This is a genomic window from Fischerella sp. PCC 9605 (assembly GCF_000517105.1).
In the GTDB taxonomy this organism is placed as follows: Bacteria; Cyanobacteriota; Cyanobacteriia; order Cyanobacteriales; family Nostocaceae; genus PCC9605.
This window is the reverse complement of sequence record NZ_KI912148.1, coordinates 2,720,382-2,738,878: the sequence shown is the minus strand read 5'-3', so window position 1 is coordinate 2,738,878 and position 18,497 is coordinate 2,720,382. Positions and strand designations below refer to the sequence as shown.

Here is an 18,497-nt window from a genome sequence, read left to right as displayed (position 1 = left end):
ACAGATGAAACTACCTGCATTCAAAACCTTACTGGACAAACAATCTCAGGAACCTCCTTTGGGCTGGGCGCAACTTAGCCATCAAAAAATTCGCCTTTTGGTAGCTCTTTCTGGAATCGCTTTTGCTGACATTCTGATTTTCATGCAGTTGGGTTTCAGAGCCATGCTGTTTGACGGTGCAACTCTTGTCCATAATCATATTCAAGGAGACATAGTCTTAATCAGCAACCGTACTAAGACTCTGCTGGAGGGTCAGACTTTTTCTCGACGTCATTTGTACCAAGCTGCGGCGGTAGAAGGAGTAGCATCTGCTAGTCCTTTGTATTATTCTTTAGCACGGTGGGTCAATCCTTGGAAGAAGGAAGTCACTGAGATTGCAGCCATAGCTTTCGACCCAGCCCAGCCTGTCTTGGATTTACCCACAGTAAATCAACAGCTTGAGCAAATCAAACTCCCTAACGTAGTCCTATTTGACAGTCAATCTCAACCAGCTACCGGGCCTGTAGTTCAATCCTTTAACCAAGGAAAAACCATTTTTACGGAGATATCGGGACGCAGAATTAGGGTTGGCGGTATCTTTACTTTGGGCAGCAGTATGTTTGTCAAAGGGCACGTTGTCACCAGTGATTGGAATTATCTGCGGATTTTTGGTGCAGACAGCTTCGATAATATTCATGCAGGAATTCTCACCCTCAAACCAGGTGCAGATCCCCAAACTGTAATTAAGAATATTCAAGCAAGATTACCCAATGATGTCAGAGTATTGACTCGCAAGGGTTTTAAAGAACACGAGTTAGTATTCTGGTCTTCTGAACATCCTGCTGGTACTATATTTAATTTTGGTGCCACAATGGGCTTTATTGTCGGAGTTGTGATTGTCTATCAAGTGTTGTACTCGGATGTGAACGATCACTTACCGGAGTATGCCACCCTGAAAGCGATGGGCTATTCAGATATCAGCCTGTTGGCTGTTGTTTTCCAAGAAGCAATTATTCTTGCCGTGTTGGGATTTATTCCTGGAGCTGCAAGTTCAATAGGGATGTATGCACTATTGGGAAATCTGACAAGGATTCCGCTAGCCATGCGATTTGATGTGGCATCGCAGGTGTTTATTATGACTGTGGTTATGTGTTTAATCTCTGCTGCTGTGGCGATGCGAAAACTTCATTCTGCCGATCCGGCGGATGTGTTTTAGTTAGTGGTTAGTGGTTAGTGGTAGTTGATTGGAACAAACAACGAACAACAAATGACAAATGACAAATGACAAATGGGAACCTGTAGTTGCTGTTCGCAATCTCAATCATGCCTTTGGTAAGGGTGAGTTGCGTAAGCCAGTGTTGGTGGATGTGAATTTAGACATCTATCCTGGTGAAATCGTGATTCTCACAGGGCCTTCGGGAAGTGGTAAAACGACATTACTTACTATTATTGGTGCTTTGCGATCGCTACAGGAGGGTAGTGTCAAAATATTGGGTCAAGAACTCTACGGCGCCAGCAAAAAGCAACTGGTACACGTTCGCAGGCACATTGGTTTTATTTTTCAAGCGCACAACCTGCTGAAGTCGCTTACGGCTCAGCAAAATGTCGGTATGTCCTTACGCTTGCACAAAGATATCCCCTTAGAAGAGCGTGTGGTTCAGTCTGCCTCTATATTACAGGCTGTAGGTATGGGGGATCGTATGGATTACTATCCAGAAAATCTTTCCGGCGGTCAAAAACAGCGTGTAGCCATTGCTCGCGCTTTGGTGAGCGAACCTAAACTTGTGTTGGCGGATGAACCGACTGCGGCGTTAGATAGCAAATCCGGTCGGGCTGTGGTGGAAATTATGCAGCAGTTGGCAAAGGAGCAGGGATGTGCAATCTTGTTAGTAACTCACGATAACCGCATCTTGGATGTTGCCGATCGGATTTTACATATGGAGGATGGTCGCTTAGCTAGCGATACAGTACTCTAATCTATTTTTGCGCGTTTGGGTTGAATGCGTCGCAGCAATGGCTGTACTGCAACGCTTAGCAAATAAACTGCGCCAGCAACTAAAATAATTGTCGCGCCAGAGGTGAGATTGAGAGAGTACGACAGCCACAACCCGACTGTGGTAAAAAACATCCCCAATATGCTTGCTAATACCATCATCTTCCGCATATCTTTGACGAATTGACCGCCGATCGCTGCTGGCATAGTCAACAAAGCAATTACCATAATTAGCCCTACTACTCGCATCATCATCACTACTGTCAGGGCAATCATGCACATCAAGGTCAGGTAAATTGTATTAACTGGCACATTGGCTACAGTGGCGAATGTCTCGTCGAAAGAAATTGCCAGTAATTCTTTGTAGAACAAAGCTGCCAGCGCAATGATGATAATGTCAAGCCCCAGCATGATTGACAAGTCATTGCTAGAGACAGCCAAAATACTGCCAAAAAGATAGCTCATCAAATCTGCCTTGTAGCCTTCTGTCAGATCCACCAAAATAATCCCTACAGCCATACCTATCGCCCACATCACGCCGATAATGGTATCTGCTCTTTGCCGGGTTTGGCGCTGCACGATACCCATCCCCAACGCCGCCAGGATGCTGAAGATGACTGCACCCAACACGGGGCTAAATTTGAAGAAGTATCCCAGTCCGATACCTCCGTAGGCTGCATGGGCGATGCCGCCGCTGATAAAAACGATACGGTTGATGACCACAAAAGTACCGATAATACCGCAGGCAATACTGACCAGTACCCCCGCAATTAGGGCATTCCGCATAAAGTCGAACTGCAATGCTTCGATCATCGATTGATCTCCTCTGTTAAATGCCGTGGGAAGACTCGATGCGGTATGCCGTGGGCAATCAAATCAACGGGACACTGGTAGACCATTTGCAACATTTCCGGTGTAATTTGTTTTTCACCGTGATAGTACAACCGTCTATTCAAGCAACCCACAGTTTTCACGCATGATGCGATCGCCTCAATATCATGAGAAATCATCAAAATCGTGATGCGTTCATTCAGGTGTTTCAGCAGTTCGTAGATATGCGTCTCAACATGGGGGTCAACACCTGCCATCGGTTCATCCAAAAGTAGGATTTTGGGTTCCGTTGCCAAGGCACGGGCAATATAAACCCGCTTTCGTTGCCCCCCGGAGAGTTCGCTGATAGAGCGATCGCGCAGGTGCAGCATCTCGACGCTGCGGAGTGCCTCAGCCACACATTCTTTGTCCTTAGCGGTGTAGGGTTGCAGTAGTTGCCGCTTTCCCAACCGTCCCAACAGCACTACATCCCACACATTGATCGGGAAAGCCCGATCAAATTCCACTGTCTGAGGTACGTAGCCAAGGTAACGTCGCCCCTTTTTAACGCTCATGCCCATAATCCGCACCTCACCCCGCATCGGTGGTAAAAGACCCAGTAAAACTTTAAACAAGGTCGTTTTGCCGCTGCCATTGGGGCCAATCAACCCGATAAAGTCCAGTTCCTTCACCGAGAGGTTGATATCTTCTAGCGCTGGTTCATGGTCGTACCCTGCCCAGAGGTGCTGAATCGAAATTACCTCTGGTCGCGTGTCTGTGTCTGTTATGTATGGCATATTACCTCTGTCCCTGAGGAAAATTGGTATTTACCGGCGGTTGCTTGATTAGCCCTGTCAAGGTGGGTAAAAAACGAACCCAAATCTCACTCTTTGTGTCTTGGTGTCTTTGTGGTGAAAAAATCATTTTTGAAACACTAAGACACTAAGACACCAAGTCATTTCAAGACTTACACCTTGACAGGGGTAGGTTGCTTGATCATTGCGATCGCCCACAGAGAAAATGCCACCCTGACTCAAAACCCTGGCAAAGGTATTGGAGACTTGACGCAAGTTATTCAACCAATCAGGCGATAGCGGATCGATGAGCAACATCTCCCCGCCAATTTCCTTGGCGATCGTCTGTGCCGCCTGCCTGCTAAACTGCGGTTCAGCAAAAACCACCTTGATGTTCTCTTTCTTAGCTTTGGTAATCAGTGTTGCCAGTTCAGCGGCACTGGGTTCCTGCCCGCCAATCTCAATGGGTATCATTTCCAATCCGTAATCACGGGCGAAGTAACCCCATCCCGGATGGAAGACGATAAATTTGCGGTTTTTCACCCCCTGTAAATTTTTGCGAATGTCAGCGTCCAGCCCATTGATATCTGCTATGAAGCGCTCTAGGTTTGCTTGATACGCTGCCTGGTGCTTGGGGTCTAACTTCACAAGCCCATCGTAGATTGTTTGTGCCTGCACTTTCACCAACTGCGGCGATAGCCAGATATGGGGGTCGAGGTTTTCGCCCTCGCCAGCATGAGGTCTTTCTCCTGCCTCTTGATAGCTTGATGGCATCGGCAACCGTTTGATGCCCTGTGTCGTATCCACAATCAGCATTGTAGGATTTGCCGCCTTGATTTTGTCGATCCAGGCTTCCTCGAAGTCAATGCGGATACGCATGTAGGCTTTGGCACGGCTGAGAGCCTTGAATTGTTCTGGTTTTGGCTCGAATGTATGGGGTTCGGCCCCTGGTGGAACCATCACACTTACAGTGACATAACCGTCCCCAATACGCTCCACAAAGTACTTCTGCGGTGCGATGCTGACCATAATTTGCAGCTTGTCACTCTTAGATGTGGGTGTCGAACTCTGGCGGCATCCAACCAGTGGTATCACCCCACATAAAAGCATCACCATGACGACGTATAAGCGAATGAGCATCCGTCGCCACCTCCGTTTTTCAACACTATTTGTAACAGACAGCGAACAAAAGATATACAGTCAACTCAGTAAACTAGTGATACAGAAATTTTGTAATAAAGGGCTTACTCATGAAAGGAGTCACTAAATGTTAGTCCGCCAGTGTCGGGGCATATTGTATCGGTTTACTGATACTTTCTTCAAAAAGATAATGCAATTCGATTCTAAGACAATAATAGTCATTATTAGACTTTTGTAAGTATTTTTATAAAAATCCGTAACTCTAGTGCTAATGACACGATAGAGTTATTTTAATTAGAGAATTGCTCAGTCAAATCAACTAATTTAGCTATCAGTGGTAAATATTGCATGATGTGAAGAAGTAAATCCCATTTTTTTAGCATTTTGTTTCCCATTGATATTTAAAATTTTTCATAAAATTTGCTGTTTATCTTAATTAATTCATTTTCAATTGATAAAATATGAATAGATGAACAGATATTTTATGTGCTTTCATTAGCTCAGTAATTGGTGATGTAAAAGAAAGATTAAAGCACTTAAAAGCTCGTAAAAAGGAATTAATCAGTCACAGACTAAATTTACGAGGTAAATATATGGATTTAAGTATTCAGGGAAAAATTATCGCTCTTTGGGCTGTGTTTTTATTTGGAATAGTTTTTCACAGCCAATTAGGTTTTATGCCCGTCCTGTATGGTGAAGATGTTGCCATGCCTGCCTACAAAGGCAAAATGCCGATATCACATCCTTGGTTGATGTTAGGCTTTTTTGCAATACCAATGATTGCAATTCTCGGAACAGTATTTCTCAACTCACATCCATACAGAGTCATCCACTTTGGTGTGACGGTATTTTACACCTTAATGAATTTCTTACATGCTGCGATGGATATGACTGTGAGACCGATTGAGTGGTATCAAATAGCGTTGATGGTATTGGTGTTAATCAATGGTATTTTCTTGAATATCGTTGCATATCAATGGATGCAATGAAATATGAAGGATAAAGGAAAAAAATTACTTTATCCTTCTGCCTTCATCCTACCCTGCGGATTGTTGTAACTTTTTTTGACCAAAGTAGTTCGCGATCGCAGTCCTTTAACAAGATAAAAGTAACGAGGTCAAAGAATCTAGAAGTTTATCTTGTGGGTAAAAAATACCACTGAAGGAGGATGTCCTATGGCAACCTACATTATTCTGAGTCGGTTTTCCTCTGAAGCCTTCAAAGATCCCAACGAATTTAAGCAATTAGCCACTACAGTTTCTGAAAAAATAAAGAGTGAGTGTCCTGGGGTGACTTGGAAGGACAGTTATGCAACGATGGGGCGCTTCGATGTTATTGATATTGTTGAGTCAGATGATGTGAAGCAAATTGAGAAAGCTGCGATGATCGTTCATGGCTACGGACATTCAACAACCGAAACATTAGTTGCAACACCCTGGAAAGAATTCTTGGAAATGCTTTAGAGTTTTCACTCCCTGATGTCAAATTCTCAGTCTAACAAGCCTCGTTCAACAACGCCTGAAGAGAGATGATTTTCTGCTGCTGCAATACTTTGTTGTGCAGTGTTCTCCAGAGTTGTCATAGCATCGTTTAGGTTAATACCTAGTCTTATTAAGAAGAAGTCCTGGTAACGAGGGTATTTTACTTCCATCTGGTAATCTTGGATCAGGCGACGTGCTACATCGGATTCAGCATCTAGAAAAGGTTCTTTAGTGAAGTAAGCTGGAAAACAATTATTTCCTTTTTGACAGTCAATTCGGGCTTGTAAGCCGAGTTTATACTGGTCTAACGCATTTCGTAAATGCCAAATAACTCGCTCGTCTTGTATTATTCGTGACTGGTTTGTGAAATCAGAGAATTGCTTTTCTAATTTGTCCAATCGTTCAGAAACTTTGGAAATATCAAAACCTGTTAATGGTTTATCGTTAGCAAATTCTCTGAACTCTGCCACTAATGTTTTTAATTGGGCAAAGAAATTATCTGCCACTTTAATCTTTTGTTGGCAACTGTTATAATTAGTTAGTAATTCCTGAGAACCTAAAATCGGGATTTTAGACAAAATCACGATTTTGTTTGCTTCATCCAACTTCCGCTTATAAGCTTCTAGCGTTGTGATATCTAATAATTTATCAGTCTGACAAGCCTCACTCAACAACGCCTGAACTCGCTCTTGTTCATTTTTGAATCTAAACCAGCCAAACACTCCACCTGCAATAGTAGTAACTACTAAAATCAATGCAAGTAATACCACTTTATTGTGTGGTTTTTTCGGGTTTTCATTTTGGGGTTTTGGCTGAATTTTTACATCTGCAATAGTCATTGTTAAACCCCACCCTGATATTACAAATAATTGCAATACTTGAAGTAAGCCAACAATTGTTATTGTCGCTGGTTCTAACTCTAAGTTTTTTACTTCTAGGTTTTATTTTTAGATTGGCAAAAAAATTTGAGGAACTTGTGAAGTAGTAGGAAAATGGATGGGCGATCGCCTTGGCTGTAAAAAAGTAGCGATCGCCCCATTAAGAAGTTTGAAAATCTTATACCTCTATTGCCAAAGTCAATAATGTCGGTTATTTTAATTTAGTCTATTCACGCAATCGAACTGGGTAAATTTACTGTCTTGCCAAATTACAAATTTAGCTAACAGCGAGATTTAGTTCCTCTGTACTGACTTGGTGTTTTGTTTCCCGATAGTGAGCATCTAACCAGCAACGTGGCAGGGATTCACCAGAAGGAAATACCATTTCCATCTTCAGATAAGAAGCGGGTTCTTGCATCTCTTCACCGACATGATCGATTCCTGTTACTTCTTTCATACAGGGGTTGAAGAGTTGATCTAAGGTCAAAATCTCGATTAAATCTCCCGATGGTTTGTGCATCAAAAACATAGCAATTCTCCTATGTCAAATGCTGCTAACTAAATGCTATAACGAACCCAATCCAAAGACTCATCTGTGAAATAGTTCGCAAAAATCAGATACATCAGCTGTAACACCTTAAAATTGCACAATTGCTCGTGAGGGTCGTCATTAGTCATTAGTCATTAGTCATTGGTCATTAAGAACTACCCCTGTCAAGGTGTGAGTCTTGGAAATGGATTTTTCTTGGTGTCTTTGTGTCTTGGTGAGTCCAGCCCCCGTCTTGGTGAGGAACGCGGTCTTGGGGAGGCAGTGCGGTCTTGGGGAGGCGCGGGTGCGGAACCTGCGTCCGCACATAGAGCGCCGTGGTTCCCCCCATGAGCACCTGCCGTGGTTTCCCCCATGAGCGACTGGTGAACCCGTAAGGGCTTCTGCCTTTAGGGGGGACTGGCGTAGACGCCCGTCAGGGCGGTGAGCAGCGCGCTCCAAAGGGGGTTCCCCCCATGTAGACGCGCGCAGCGCGGCTTCTCGCAGAGTAGGGCTTCTCGTAGAGTACCCGGAGGGTGGTGAAAAAAGAATTATTGAAACACTAAGACACAAAGACACAAAGAGGAAAATAGTCTTCTCTACTAAGATAATGGTTCGTTTTTTACCCACCTTGACAGGGCTAGTCATTAAGAACCAAGGACAAATGACTAATGACAAGTGACGGTCTTAACGAAAAAAAGTGCAATGTGTAAGCGCAACAGCTTATGAGCCTCTAATTGTGAGCTAATGCAGGCTGTTGATGACCATTCTCGTTTGTGTTTGCGCGTTGAGAATCATCCGGAGGTAGCAGGGCATTTTCCAGCACTTGCTCGATGCGATCGCAAAATATGAATTCCATTTCATTGCGAACATCTTCTGGTACATCTACTAAATCTTTGGCATTCTGCTGCGGTAATAATATGCGTTTGATACCAACTCGCCTAGCTGCCAACACCTTTTCACGCACGCCGCCAATGGGCAAGACTTCACCACTGAGGTTGATTTCCCCAGTCATGGCTGTATCCGTCCGCACCGATCGCTTGGTCAATAAGGAAGCAATTGCTGTCACCATTGTCACCCCAGCCGAAGGCCCATCTTTGGGTACAGCACCTGCTGGGACGTGGATGTGTAAACCATTGCCTCTAAACACACGCGTATCGATACCCCAAGACGCCGCATTTGCCCAGACGTAGGAATAAGCAATATGCGCCGACTCTTCCATAATCTCACCCAGTTGTCCGGTCAGGACTAGTTCTTTACCTTGAGGTAACTGCACCGCCTCCACAAACAAAACTTCTCCACCTGCAAGAGTCCATGCTAGACCGGTAGCAACACCTGGTCTCGGTGTTTTCCGCATCTCATCTTGTAAAAAGATTTTCGGGCCAAGTAAGTCTTCTAGCTGTTCTGGATGAATCTGCATCGGCTCAGTTTTTCCGTCAGCATGGCGGACTGCAAGCTTCCGGCAGATAGTACCTAATTGTTGTTCCAGCCGACGGACTCCAGCCTCGCGAGTATAGCATTCAATCACCAAGCGCAAGGTTTCCGGTAGTATCTGCACTGCGTCGCTGGGGAGTCCTGCTTTTTCTAGCTGGCGGGGTAGGAGGTATTTTTGGGCGATCGCTAGTTTTTCTTCTTCGGAATAACCTGATAGCTCGATAATTTCCAAGCGATCCAGTAAAGGTGCAGGAACTTTCGACAAGTCGTTAGCAGTACCGATAAAGAAGACTTGGGAGAGGTCAAAATCCAAATCCAGATATAAATCTCGGAAGCAGTAATTCTGCTGTGGATCAAGTATTTCTAGCAATACTGAAGCCGGATCGCCGCGATAGTCCATTCCGACTTTATCCAATTCATCCAGCATGATCGCGGGATTTTTCACCCCAGATCGATGCAGCGCCTGCACGATCCGACCTGGCATCGCTCCAATATAAGTGCGACGATGACCTCGCAATTCCGCTTCATCCCGCAATCCACCCAAACTCACTCGCTCAAACGGACGCCCCAAAGCACGGGCAATAGAACGACCGAGACTAGTTTTACCTACCCCTGGTGGGCCGACGAAGCACAGGACTGTGCCGATGGTGTAGTGTTCTGAAGATGGGGAGATGGGGGGATGGGGAGGTGAGGAGATGGGGAGATGGGGGGATGGGGAGATGGGGAGATCCTGTTGACTATTGACTTTTGACTGTTGACTTTTGAGTTTAAAAGTAGCCAAGTGTTCAATAATGCGGTCTTTTACTTTCACAAGACCGTAGTGGTCAGTATCTAGTACAGTCCTGGCATTTTGCAAATCTAAATTGTCCTGTACGGTTTTGTTCCAGGGCATTTCTAACAGCCAGTCTAGGTAAGTGCGAATTACACCACCCTCTGCCGAACTGCTACCAACTCGTTCTAGGCGAGCAAGTTCTCGTTTGGCTTGCTTGTATGCAGTTTCAGGTAATTGCGCTGCTTCGAGTTGCGATCGCAATTCTTGAATTTCTTGGGTTTCTGATTCACCTTCTCCCAATTCCTGTTGAATTTTCTTTAATTGTTGTCGCAGGAAGAATTCTCGTTGCTGTTGATCAATTTCTTTTTTCGTTTCCCCTAAAATTTCGCCCCGCAGGCGTTGAACTTCTACCTCTTGTTTCAAAGAAGCCACCACTTGCTGCAATAATGCCTCCAAGTTATCTTGTTCCAATAGTGACTGGAGTTTTTCGACATCATGCGGAAGTAACATGCTGGTTTGGTAAGCTAACTCCACAGGATCGTCATTGTCTAGCAAAACATCTAATACTTCTTCTGGAAGGTTGGGATTCACAGCAGCAATTTCTCGCCACAGAGATTTAATTACCCCAGTCAATGCTTCGATGGTGGTTGGTGAACTTCCAGATGTAATGGCAGTTTCTTTTGTCAGTAGAGGTAGTCGCTGAAACTTGACTTCCACAATGCGATCGCTAATCTGCATTTGCTCGATCCGGACTCGCTCTTTTCCTTGCACAATCAGTTGTATCGCTCCTATTGGCAAGCGGATGATGCGTTGGATCGCTGCGAGAGTTGCAACAGGATAAATTTCCTCCAAGCTTTCAATTTCCGCATTTTCGTCGGCGTTCAGCCTGGGAACCGCTTCTGGTCTAACTGTGGCAATCACCAGTTCTTTTCGGGAAGTCAGTGCTGTAGCTTCTACAACCGCAACCGAGCGCGATCGCCCGGCGACAACAGGTAAAGTAATTCCTGGCATGAGTACGACATTACGCAGGGGAAGAAGTAGACTCGTTTCCAGCGTTTTTGGCGCTCCTGGGAATAAGTGTGTAAGGTAGTTCATACAACCTCCCATCTGGGTATTGCCAGAAAAAGAGTTTTAGCACCAGCAAGACATGGTGACTCTACTTTGAAGTTAAGCCACAAATGTGAGGAACTTGTGAGGGTAAGCCATAATTGATCCCCGGTTTAACAAGAAAAATGCTATGAGCGACAGTGAGGGCGATCGCCAATTCAATATTTGTTCATTTCCGTTCAGGCATGAATCTTGCTTAAATAAAAGATTTTGCCCATTTTCGTAATGGCTGACAACAAAATTTCATCCTTGCCTAGGATAAACGCCCTTTTGAACATCTCCAACCTTAGCGATTTTTTGTCAAAATTTTATTGTGTTCATTAATAATACCAATGAATCCAATTACTTAATTTTTTTTTACAAGACAATATATGGATAATTGCTTAGTAAAAAATTACATAAACTATACCCACGCGCAAAGATTAAAAAGTGATTTTTAATACTAATTTCGATGAATATATATTATTACACACTTACTTAAAAAGTATCTCTCTTATGAAACATACATGAATAAAAATGTATATATAAAATTTAAATTATCTGCCTTATTAGCAGGGATAACGACGAAGTTATGAATGTCGAATTTTTCAACGAGTTTCCTTGGACACCCCTAGTATTACTCTGGTTGGCTTACGCGTTTTTGGGGTGGTATCTGTCTGTTCATCATATTATTTGGGTTGTAGGAATTTTAGTAGTAGCTTTAGTGTTAACTGTAGTTTGGCGGAGTTTATCTTGGTTAGATCGCTTACTGAGATTTGGTTCTCAAATCTTAATTGTAGTGTTGTGTTTAAGTGCATCGGTTGCTTTAATAGCAACTTGGTCTATCTTTTTTACCTTCATTCTCGCACCATTAGCAACAACAATTTTAGCAGAAATAGAATTGCGTTTTGCTGGATTTAGTAAACGAGATACTCTCTTATTATTAACATTACTGGCTATGTTTGGTTTAGGAATAGGTGAAACAATAGATATTTTTTTTCTGCCTAGTAGTGCTAGATATTAATTGCTTTAACATTTAAAAGTGTGATTATCGTTTTTTTACCTATAAATTTTTGAGAGAGTACAAGACTAAGATAACTCTTTAGTAATATAAAATACTTCTATTACTACCCTTCGGGATGACATAAGCTTCTGATTAGACCTACAGGTATAAAATTGCTTAGAGATTTATCTATTGACAAGCAACAACCATCAACCACTAACCTTTTTGAACAGTATCAAAATTGGGCGATCGCTTTTTCTGGACATTCTTTATTGTCTTTAAGCAAATGCCTTCAAATTCATAATATTGATGGTAAAGTTGATTGCCTTACGGGAGAACAGAGGAAGGCTTTCACTACACCCCACCACAGACAGGAATCCGCAATTCAGGGGTTGCATTAGACACCATTGCTACCAATTCCACCTTACCATCGGGAGCAACAACCCATCTTTGCGCTTCCACAATTTTTTCTTCTGGCACCTGCTTTCTGTCCTTTGGCTTCTCTTTTCTTTCAGTGGTCTGAGGTCTTTGCTCTGTCTTCTGTGGGTATGATAAATTCCGCAGATCATCCCACAGGGTCTGACCCCGTAGAGTATAGTTGGGGTTTTCTGGTAAACCACCCCGTCCACTGACGATGAAACTATTGTTTCTTGCCGTAGCAGCGCAACCTGTAGCAATTTGCTGGGAGGGGTCGGTTAAATTTATCGGCAGTTTCACTAACTCCCGAGATGGGTCTATATCTGGCGCGTTGATTTGCACTGTACCACTAAACTCAGATCCCTGTTGCGAGGTGGCGGTAATGTCGCTTTTTGGGGTGAGTTGTTCGCGGAACTGGATATCAAAAATACCTTGGGCATTCACCACCACCCGTCCGCCAAAACCTTTTTGGGCATTTGCAGTGATATCGCTATTTTCTTCAGCGACTAAAGTATCAGTGGAGATTTTAATATTACCGCCACGGGAACTGTTGCGGGCATTGGTACTGATTCTACTCCCGTTACGCATCATCAAGTTTTGCGATTGGATGATAATGTCACCAAAATCACCAGCGTTAGTATCAGCAGTAATTGTGCCTTGGTTGTTCAGTAGCAGGGAAGGGGCGTTAATTTCAATACTACCCGCTGCGCCTGTGCCTGGGGGAACTCGGTTTTGGCTTTGGAAGTTGCTCACACTGATGGTAGCACCATCGCGAATCGTTAACTTATTAGCAGTGAGTGTGATATTGCCCCCATCGCCCTTGTCTTGGTAAGCGCTAGCAAATAACCCACTACGAGTTCCCTCGCTAATGCCCACCAACTCAATATTATCAGCGTTAACTTGCAAATTACCAGCATTTCCTGAACCTTCGGTAGCAGAAGTTATTTGACCGCCATCTACAAGGCGTAAATTTTGGGTTTGAATCTTCATATTTCCACCCCGACCAGTGCCAGAACCAGGAAATTCTGGTATTTTTATAACGGTGGCTGCAATTTGGCTAGGAGCTTCTGTGATTTCACCTGTAAAGACATCTGTATATTGTGCAACACCTGTCACTTCTATATCAGAAGCATTAATATTTAATTCTCCAGCTTGACCTAAACCAAAGGTACTAGTAAGTATCTGAGCGCCTGCTGCAACTTGCAAACTACCAGTTTCAATATTTAAGTTACCCCCATTACCAGTTGCTCCTGGATTAACTGGGGAAAATATGCCACTGGCTCCGATTGGGGAATCGCCGATAGCTTGAATATCCTTAGCTTTCACGCTCAAATCGCCCGCAGAACCAGCCCCAAAAGTTGCAGTTTGTATTTGGCCCCCATCAGTTACCTGCAAGGTTTTGGTTTCAATGGCGATATTGCTGCCATTTCCGGTTGCGCCTGGTGCTACATCAGCAAATATGCTAGTCCAATAATTTGGATTATCAACTATCCCCTGTACCTTGAGGGATTCAGAAGCAAAGATATTCAGTGTTCCTGGTGTACCATCTCCCAAAGTGTCTGTGACAATAGCTGAACTGTTTGTCAGGCTAATGTTTTCACCTCGCAGTAGAATACTACCTGCACTGTTGCCACTAGTATCAATAGATGCCGCATTTAGCAGTTCGATGTTACCGTAGTTAATTCCTTCTCCTGGTTGAAGTTGTAACTGTTGATTATTGTTAGCTAAAGCAACTTCACCACTGTTGACTGACCAAATTTCCACTCTTCCAGAGGGAAGAGTAACATTTCCCCCATCCAAAACCACATTACCACCCACAAGAGCTATGGTTTTACCTGTTTGGGTGACATTGTGTAGTCCCAATGGGCGGTTACTACGGTCTACATAACCAGAATTAAAATCGACTAATAAATTGTTGCCATTACCATTAACACGAATGCTACTGTTAGGATTTGACCCGTATTGCAATCCAATGGGAACGCTAACTGTCAGCAGTGGGTTGGCTGTAGGGTTGATGGCACTAAATTCTGTACCATCAGCAAACTTCAGTTTATCTGCGGTGGTAGCAAAAAAGGAACCGCCTATATCCAAACGGGCATTTTCGCCAAAGATAATACCACTGGGATTGATGAGGAAAAGGTTGGCACGACCAATATCTGTAGTGTCGTCGATCAGTGTTTGGATAATGCCGTTAATTTGAGAAGGCGACCCGCCCGTGATGCGGGTGATGATGTTGTCAATACCTTGGGGATGGACGAAACGAGCTGTGTCTCCTGATTGTACGGAGAAATCTTTTAAGCTGTGGAAAAGGTTAGCACCATTATTAGGTTGAGTACCACCAGTGATTTCATGGATTCCCCCACCAATATTATTGACGTTGGTAGGTAGGGTGCCATCGGGGGTAATTTGGGTTTGCGCTCTGACTGGCAAGGGAGTTTTTAAGAGAAGAGAGATAGTAATCAGAGGAAACAAGGATTTCTTTTGTAGAAGGAAATAAAAAGTTTTATGTAAAATTGTTGTAGATTCAAAAAACATATAGTTTCATCCCATTCAAGACTTGAGAGAGTATCAAAAAAAGTTTTTAAGAGGATAAACAAATAATAAGGGGAAATAATTGTTTCCCCTTAGAAAAAGTTTTGGTAGTATGCATCTGATATTTTTTAAGGTCTAGAAAATAATTGTTCTAGCAATTCTCGTGAAGTGAACCTAATCCTTTATCCCCTTGCTCCCTTCTCTAACACTGATTTGGCTTTAGAGATGGTTGGTGCTTTTAACAGCCATTTTTGGTTAAGAGAAGTTATTTTTTGGTAATATACATCCCATTCTTGGGAACCAGAAGAACGCCATAACAAGCACTCAGAGGTGTTGTAATTGTTGGGGTCTTTACAAAATTCTGCTAGAGAAGAGTCTTGTGAAGGCTCAGAGACAGAGTTTCCATCATCATCGTCATCATCATCGTCATCGTCATCGTCATCATCTTCCACATTAGTGCTATTGTCGACGCTGATTGGATTTACTAGTTCCGGGGGAGTGGTGAGAAACCAAGTAGAAATATCTGCCATCTTGGCTTCTGCTGTAGCTTTGGCTTGATTGTATAGGTTTGGTAGGATAGCCTCTAATTGGTCTAATTCCATAGCTGGCGATCGCACATCCCAACCAACTAAATCTAATGCAGTCAGGTCTGTATCTGCAATTACCTCTCTCTTACTTGTTTGCAAATAAGGCTCCATGATGCCCTTTTTGCCTTTTAGCCAGTGAGAAGCCTGGTCTCCATCGCCACCTAAGCTACTATCTTCTCCTTTTGCCATGTCTTCAACCTTGGACTTGCCTTTGTCAAAAGTGAAGAAAGGTTCGCCACCAATTGATAAGTCTGGTATTCCCTTGATATCGGTGCTGTCATCGTCGTCACCTGATATTACCTTGTCTTTGCTTAGACTAGAGAAGCGGTATAGGTCTAGTGGAGTGATACTTTTCTCGACAACAGAATCGGTGATGTTATTGTCTTTTATCGCCTTTAACAAGTTGGGATTATCCACCCCATCGATAAAGCCTAGCATATGACCCATTTCATGTATCGCTGTAGTCAAAAAGTCTAAGCTCTCAGATGGGATCGAGTTGTTGGTGTAATTATAACTCCATGTCAATGACTCGTTTGGGTCAGTACTGAGGTTAGTTAGGTCTTTATCTAAAACAATATGACCATCAAAACCAGTGTCTGTGCTAGAAAGTATTCCTAGGGCTTTGGCATTAGCACGGGCAAAGTTGATATAGTCAATACCCGATATCACCCGATTCTTGACCATCACACTCAACCCAGAACTATCATCATCATCACCTATCGTCTGAAAGTTTTTAGAGGCAGTAGAATCATTCTGTGATTTTCTATCTGCATTAAACTTCGAGAGAAAAGTTTGGTATGAAGTCTTTGGTACCAGCATCTCTACTGTTGCAGACCCAAGAACGTCTTTAGGTAATCTATTGGTGGTCGTAGCAAACAGCTTGACGTTAACATCATCCGCAAGGTATTGACTCCACACATTAGCTGCTAACTCCATACCAATCATCTGGTCTAGGGTAGTCTCAGGGCCGTAGTAGATTTGGATTTTTGTTGTCGTTGTTGATCCAGTGGTAGTGTATGCTATGGTTTGTGCTTGTGCTAGCTTGAAGTTGCCAACGATCGCGGTACAGACAAGTAATGATACCAAAAACAACTTCCCACGACGGGTAGCTCGCTTGATATTATTTCTGCGGCCGTACATGGGAGATTTTGGATGATTAATTCTTTTGATTGCCAGCTTTGCAACTGACAAGAAATGTTTTATTTTCAGGTTCATGAAAATCTTCAGCCTTACTATCCTCTGTAAAAGTGAGTGGTAGTATGCATCTGATAATTTTTAAAGTATAGAAAGAATAGTTCTAGCAATTCTCTTAGGACAAACGTAATCCCCTTTTCTTCCTTACTAGGGGAGAGGTAAATCAATCCACCTTTATTTGTAGCCCACCAGACCCAGAGTAGCAAATACTTCTGACACGGTTTTGGCATCAGAGGTTGTTGTTTCATTTGGCAGCCATTTTTGGCTAAGAAAAATCAGTTTTTGGTAATATGCGTCCCAATATTTATGGGAACCAGAGGAACGCCATAATAAGCAATCGGGCTTGGACTGATTTTTTGAATCTTGACAATATGTTTCTAGAGATGGGTCTAGTGAAGACGGTGAGAAAGTCTTGACTTCACCAGTCTCGGAAATGCAAGACGTCACACCATTGTCCGAGCTACAGGATGTACTACCGCTTGAGTTATAGCAATACGTCACACCGTTGTTTGAGCTACAGGACTGACTATCGCCTTCACCTATAGTATAGGTGACGTTGGCGTCACCCCCTACCGGGTTTACCAGTTCTGGGGGAGAAAGCAGAAACCAAGTAGAGGCATTTGCCATCTTATCTTCCGCTGTTTTCTTGGCTTCCTTGTATAGAGTTGGTAGCTTCTGTGCTAATTGCTCTAAGTCCATAGCTGGCGATCGCACATCCCAACCCATTAAATCCAATGCGGTGAGATCAATATGTGTGATTACCTCTCTTTTACCTGTTTGCAGATAGGGATCCATGATGCCATCTGTACCTTTTTTCCAGTGAGAACCCTGTTCCCCATCGCCACCTAAGGAAGTCTCTTCTCCTGTTGCTGTTTTCTCAACTGTTGAATTACCTTTATCAAAGGTTAAGAAAGGATTGCCACCAATTGATAAATCTGGTATTCCTGTCCAGGAGTACTTGCCACTGTCATATTTTATTACCTGGTTTTTGCTTGTATCAGAGAAGCGCTCTAGGTCTAGTGGAGTGAAAATCTTATCTATCACATCATCTGTAATCGGATGCTCTGTATCTCTTAGCGCCGCTTCTAAGTGGGGATTATCTATTCCACTGACAAAGCCTAAGATATGACCTATTTCATGTACCATTGTAGTCAAATAGTCTAAGCTGCTAAGTGGAATCTCGTTATTGCTGTAGTTATAACTCCATGACAATGTATTTACATTACTTATGTTAGTTAGGTCTTTACTTAGTACAATATGACCATCAAAATCAGTAGTATCTGTGCCGGAAAGGAACCCTAAGGCTTTGGCATTAGCACGGGTGATGTTTGTTTTGTCAACATTTTCTATGACCTTACCATTGAGCATCACACTCAGATAAGGAAACTTCAAACGGTTTTGGTCAGCAGTAAAATCATTTGGTGATTTTTTATCTACAGACAATTGTTTGTAAAGTTCCTCGTATGAATGCCTGTTTTTTAGCATCTCTGCTGTTGAAGAGCCAAGAACATTTTTAGGCAACCCACTGGTAGTCGAAGCAAACAGCTTAATAGTGACATTATCGCCAAGGTATTGGCTCCATATCTTCCCTGCTAACTCCGTGCCAATCATCTGGTCTAGGGTGGTCTCAGGGCCGTAGTAAATCTGGAATTTTGCTGTCGTTTTTGAATCAGTGGTAGTATATGTTGTGTTTTGTGCTTGCGCTAGCTGGAAATTACCAATAATTGCCGCACAAATAAGTAATCCTAACAAAAACAACTTCCCACGACAAGTAGCTTGCTTGACTTTATTTATGCGACTGTATATGGGAGATTTCTGATGATTAATCTTTTTCATTGTAAGTTTTGCAACTGACAAGAAACGCTGTATCT

At 43.2% G+C, this 18,497-nt stretch carries 14 protein-coding genes; 5 read left to right on the top strand and 9 right to left on the bottom strand.

Annotated features, from left to right (window positions below; all coding sequences use genetic code 11):
- Positions 1-4 precede the first annotated feature (4 nt).
- Both devC and FIS9605_RS0114325 read left to right on the top strand, forming a co-directional pair.
- Complete coding sequence (gene devC, locus FIS9605_RS0114330; protein WP_026733205.1) at positions 5-1,195, top strand: ABC transporter permease DevC; 1,191 nt, start codon at positions 5-7, stop codon at positions 1,193-1,195.
- A gap of 58 nt (positions 1,196-1,253) precedes the next feature.
- A complete protein-coding gene (locus tag FIS9605_RS0114325) occupies positions 1,254-1,955 on the top strand; it encodes a DevA family ABC transporter ATP-binding protein (protein ID WP_026733204.1) in 702 nt (233 codons plus the stop codon).
- Here the strand turns inward: FIS9605_RS0114325 and FIS9605_RS0114320 are convergent.
- The 3 genes from FIS9605_RS0114320 to FIS9605_RS37070 form a co-directional block, all read right to left on the bottom strand.
- Positions 1,952-2,785 carry a metal ABC transporter permease gene (locus FIS9605_RS0114320; RefSeq protein ID WP_026733203.1) on the bottom strand — a complete coding sequence of 278 codons (834 nt, stop codon included), beginning with the start codon at positions 2,783-2,785 and terminating at the stop codon, positions 1,952-1,954. The genes FIS9605_RS0114325 and FIS9605_RS0114320 overlap by 4 nt on opposite strands.
- Positions 2,782-3,579, bottom strand: a complete 798-nt coding sequence (locus FIS9605_RS0114315) for a metal ABC transporter ATP-binding protein (RefSeq protein ID WP_026733202.1) — start codon at positions 3,577-3,579, stop codon at positions 2,782-2,784. Before FIS9605_RS0114315 ends, FIS9605_RS0114320 begins: the two co-directional genes overlap by 4 nt.
- 123 nt (positions 3,580-3,702) lie before the next feature.
- On the bottom strand, positions 3,703-4,716 hold the full coding sequence (locus FIS9605_RS37070; RefSeq protein WP_197036037.1) for a metal ABC transporter solute-binding protein, Zn/Mn family: 1,014 nt from the start codon (positions 4,714-4,716) through the stop codon (positions 3,703-3,705).
- Between the two features lie 593 nt (positions 4,717-5,309).
- On the opposite strand from FIS9605_RS37070, the gene FIS9605_RS0114305 reads away from it, so the two are divergent.
- Together FIS9605_RS0114305 and FIS9605_RS0114300 are read left to right on the top strand one after the other, a co-directional pair.
- A complete protein-coding gene (locus FIS9605_RS0114305) occupies positions 5,310-5,705 on the top strand; it encodes a hypothetical protein (protein WP_026733201.1) in 396 nt (131 codons plus the stop codon).
- A 186-nt stretch (positions 5,706-5,891) separates the two neighbouring features.
- On the top strand, positions 5,892-6,179 hold the full coding sequence (locus FIS9605_RS0114300) for a GYD domain-containing protein (protein WP_026733200.1): 288 nt from the start codon (positions 5,892-5,894) through the stop codon (positions 6,177-6,179).
- A 26-nt stretch (positions 6,180-6,205) separates the two neighbouring features.
- Here the strand turns inward: FIS9605_RS0114300 and FIS9605_RS0114295 are convergent, their stop codons facing one another.
- From FIS9605_RS0114295 to lon, 3 genes are all read right to left on the bottom strand, one after another.
- Positions 6,206-7,036, bottom strand: coding sequence for a hypothetical protein (locus FIS9605_RS0114295; protein WP_026733199.1), 831 nt, complete (start codon positions 7,034-7,036; stop codon positions 6,206-6,208).
- Positions 7,037-7,352: 316 nt separating this feature from the next.
- Entirely contained in the window at positions 7,353-7,604 is a 252-nt protein-coding gene (locus tag FIS9605_RS0114290; protein ID WP_026733198.1) for a hypothetical protein, read from the bottom strand.
- 730 nt (positions 7,605-8,334) lie between these two features.
- The gene (gene lon, locus FIS9605_RS0114285; RefSeq protein WP_035139577.1) at positions 8,335-10,902 is read right to left on the bottom strand and encodes an endopeptidase La; all 2,568 of its coding nucleotides are present in this window, start codon (positions 10,900-10,902) and stop codon (positions 8,335-8,337) included.
- Between the two features lie 583 nt (positions 10,903-11,485).
- Between lon and FIS9605_RS0114280 the strand changes: the two genes are divergently transcribed.
- Complete coding sequence (locus tag FIS9605_RS0114280; protein WP_026733196.1) at positions 11,486-11,917, top strand: hypothetical protein; 432 nt, start codon at positions 11,486-11,488, stop codon at positions 11,915-11,917.
- A gap of 333 nt (positions 11,918-12,250) precedes the next feature.
- Here FIS9605_RS0114280 and FIS9605_RS0114275 read toward each other — a convergent pair whose 3' ends face one another.
- The 3 genes from FIS9605_RS0114275 to FIS9605_RS0114265 all read right to left on the bottom strand — a co-directional run bounded on the left by FIS9605_RS0114275 (position 12,251) and on the right by FIS9605_RS0114265 (position 18,462).
- On the bottom strand, positions 12,251-14,848 hold the full coding sequence (locus tag FIS9605_RS0114275) for a beta strand repeat-containing protein (protein WP_026733195.1): 2,598 nt from the start codon (positions 14,846-14,848) through the stop codon (positions 12,251-12,253).
- 179 nt (positions 14,849-15,027) lie between these two features.
- A complete protein-coding gene (locus tag FIS9605_RS0114270) occupies positions 15,028-16,647 on the bottom strand; it encodes an NF038122 family metalloprotease (RefSeq protein ID WP_035139576.1) in 1,620 nt (539 codons plus the stop codon).
- 153 nt (positions 16,648-16,800) lie between these two features.
- Positions 16,801-18,462 (bottom strand): NF038122 family metalloprotease, encoded by a 1,662-nt coding sequence (locus FIS9605_RS0114265; RefSeq protein ID WP_231510329.1) that lies wholly within the window; start codon positions 18,460-18,462, stop codon positions 16,801-16,803.
- Positions 18,463-18,497 lie beyond the last annotated feature (35 nt).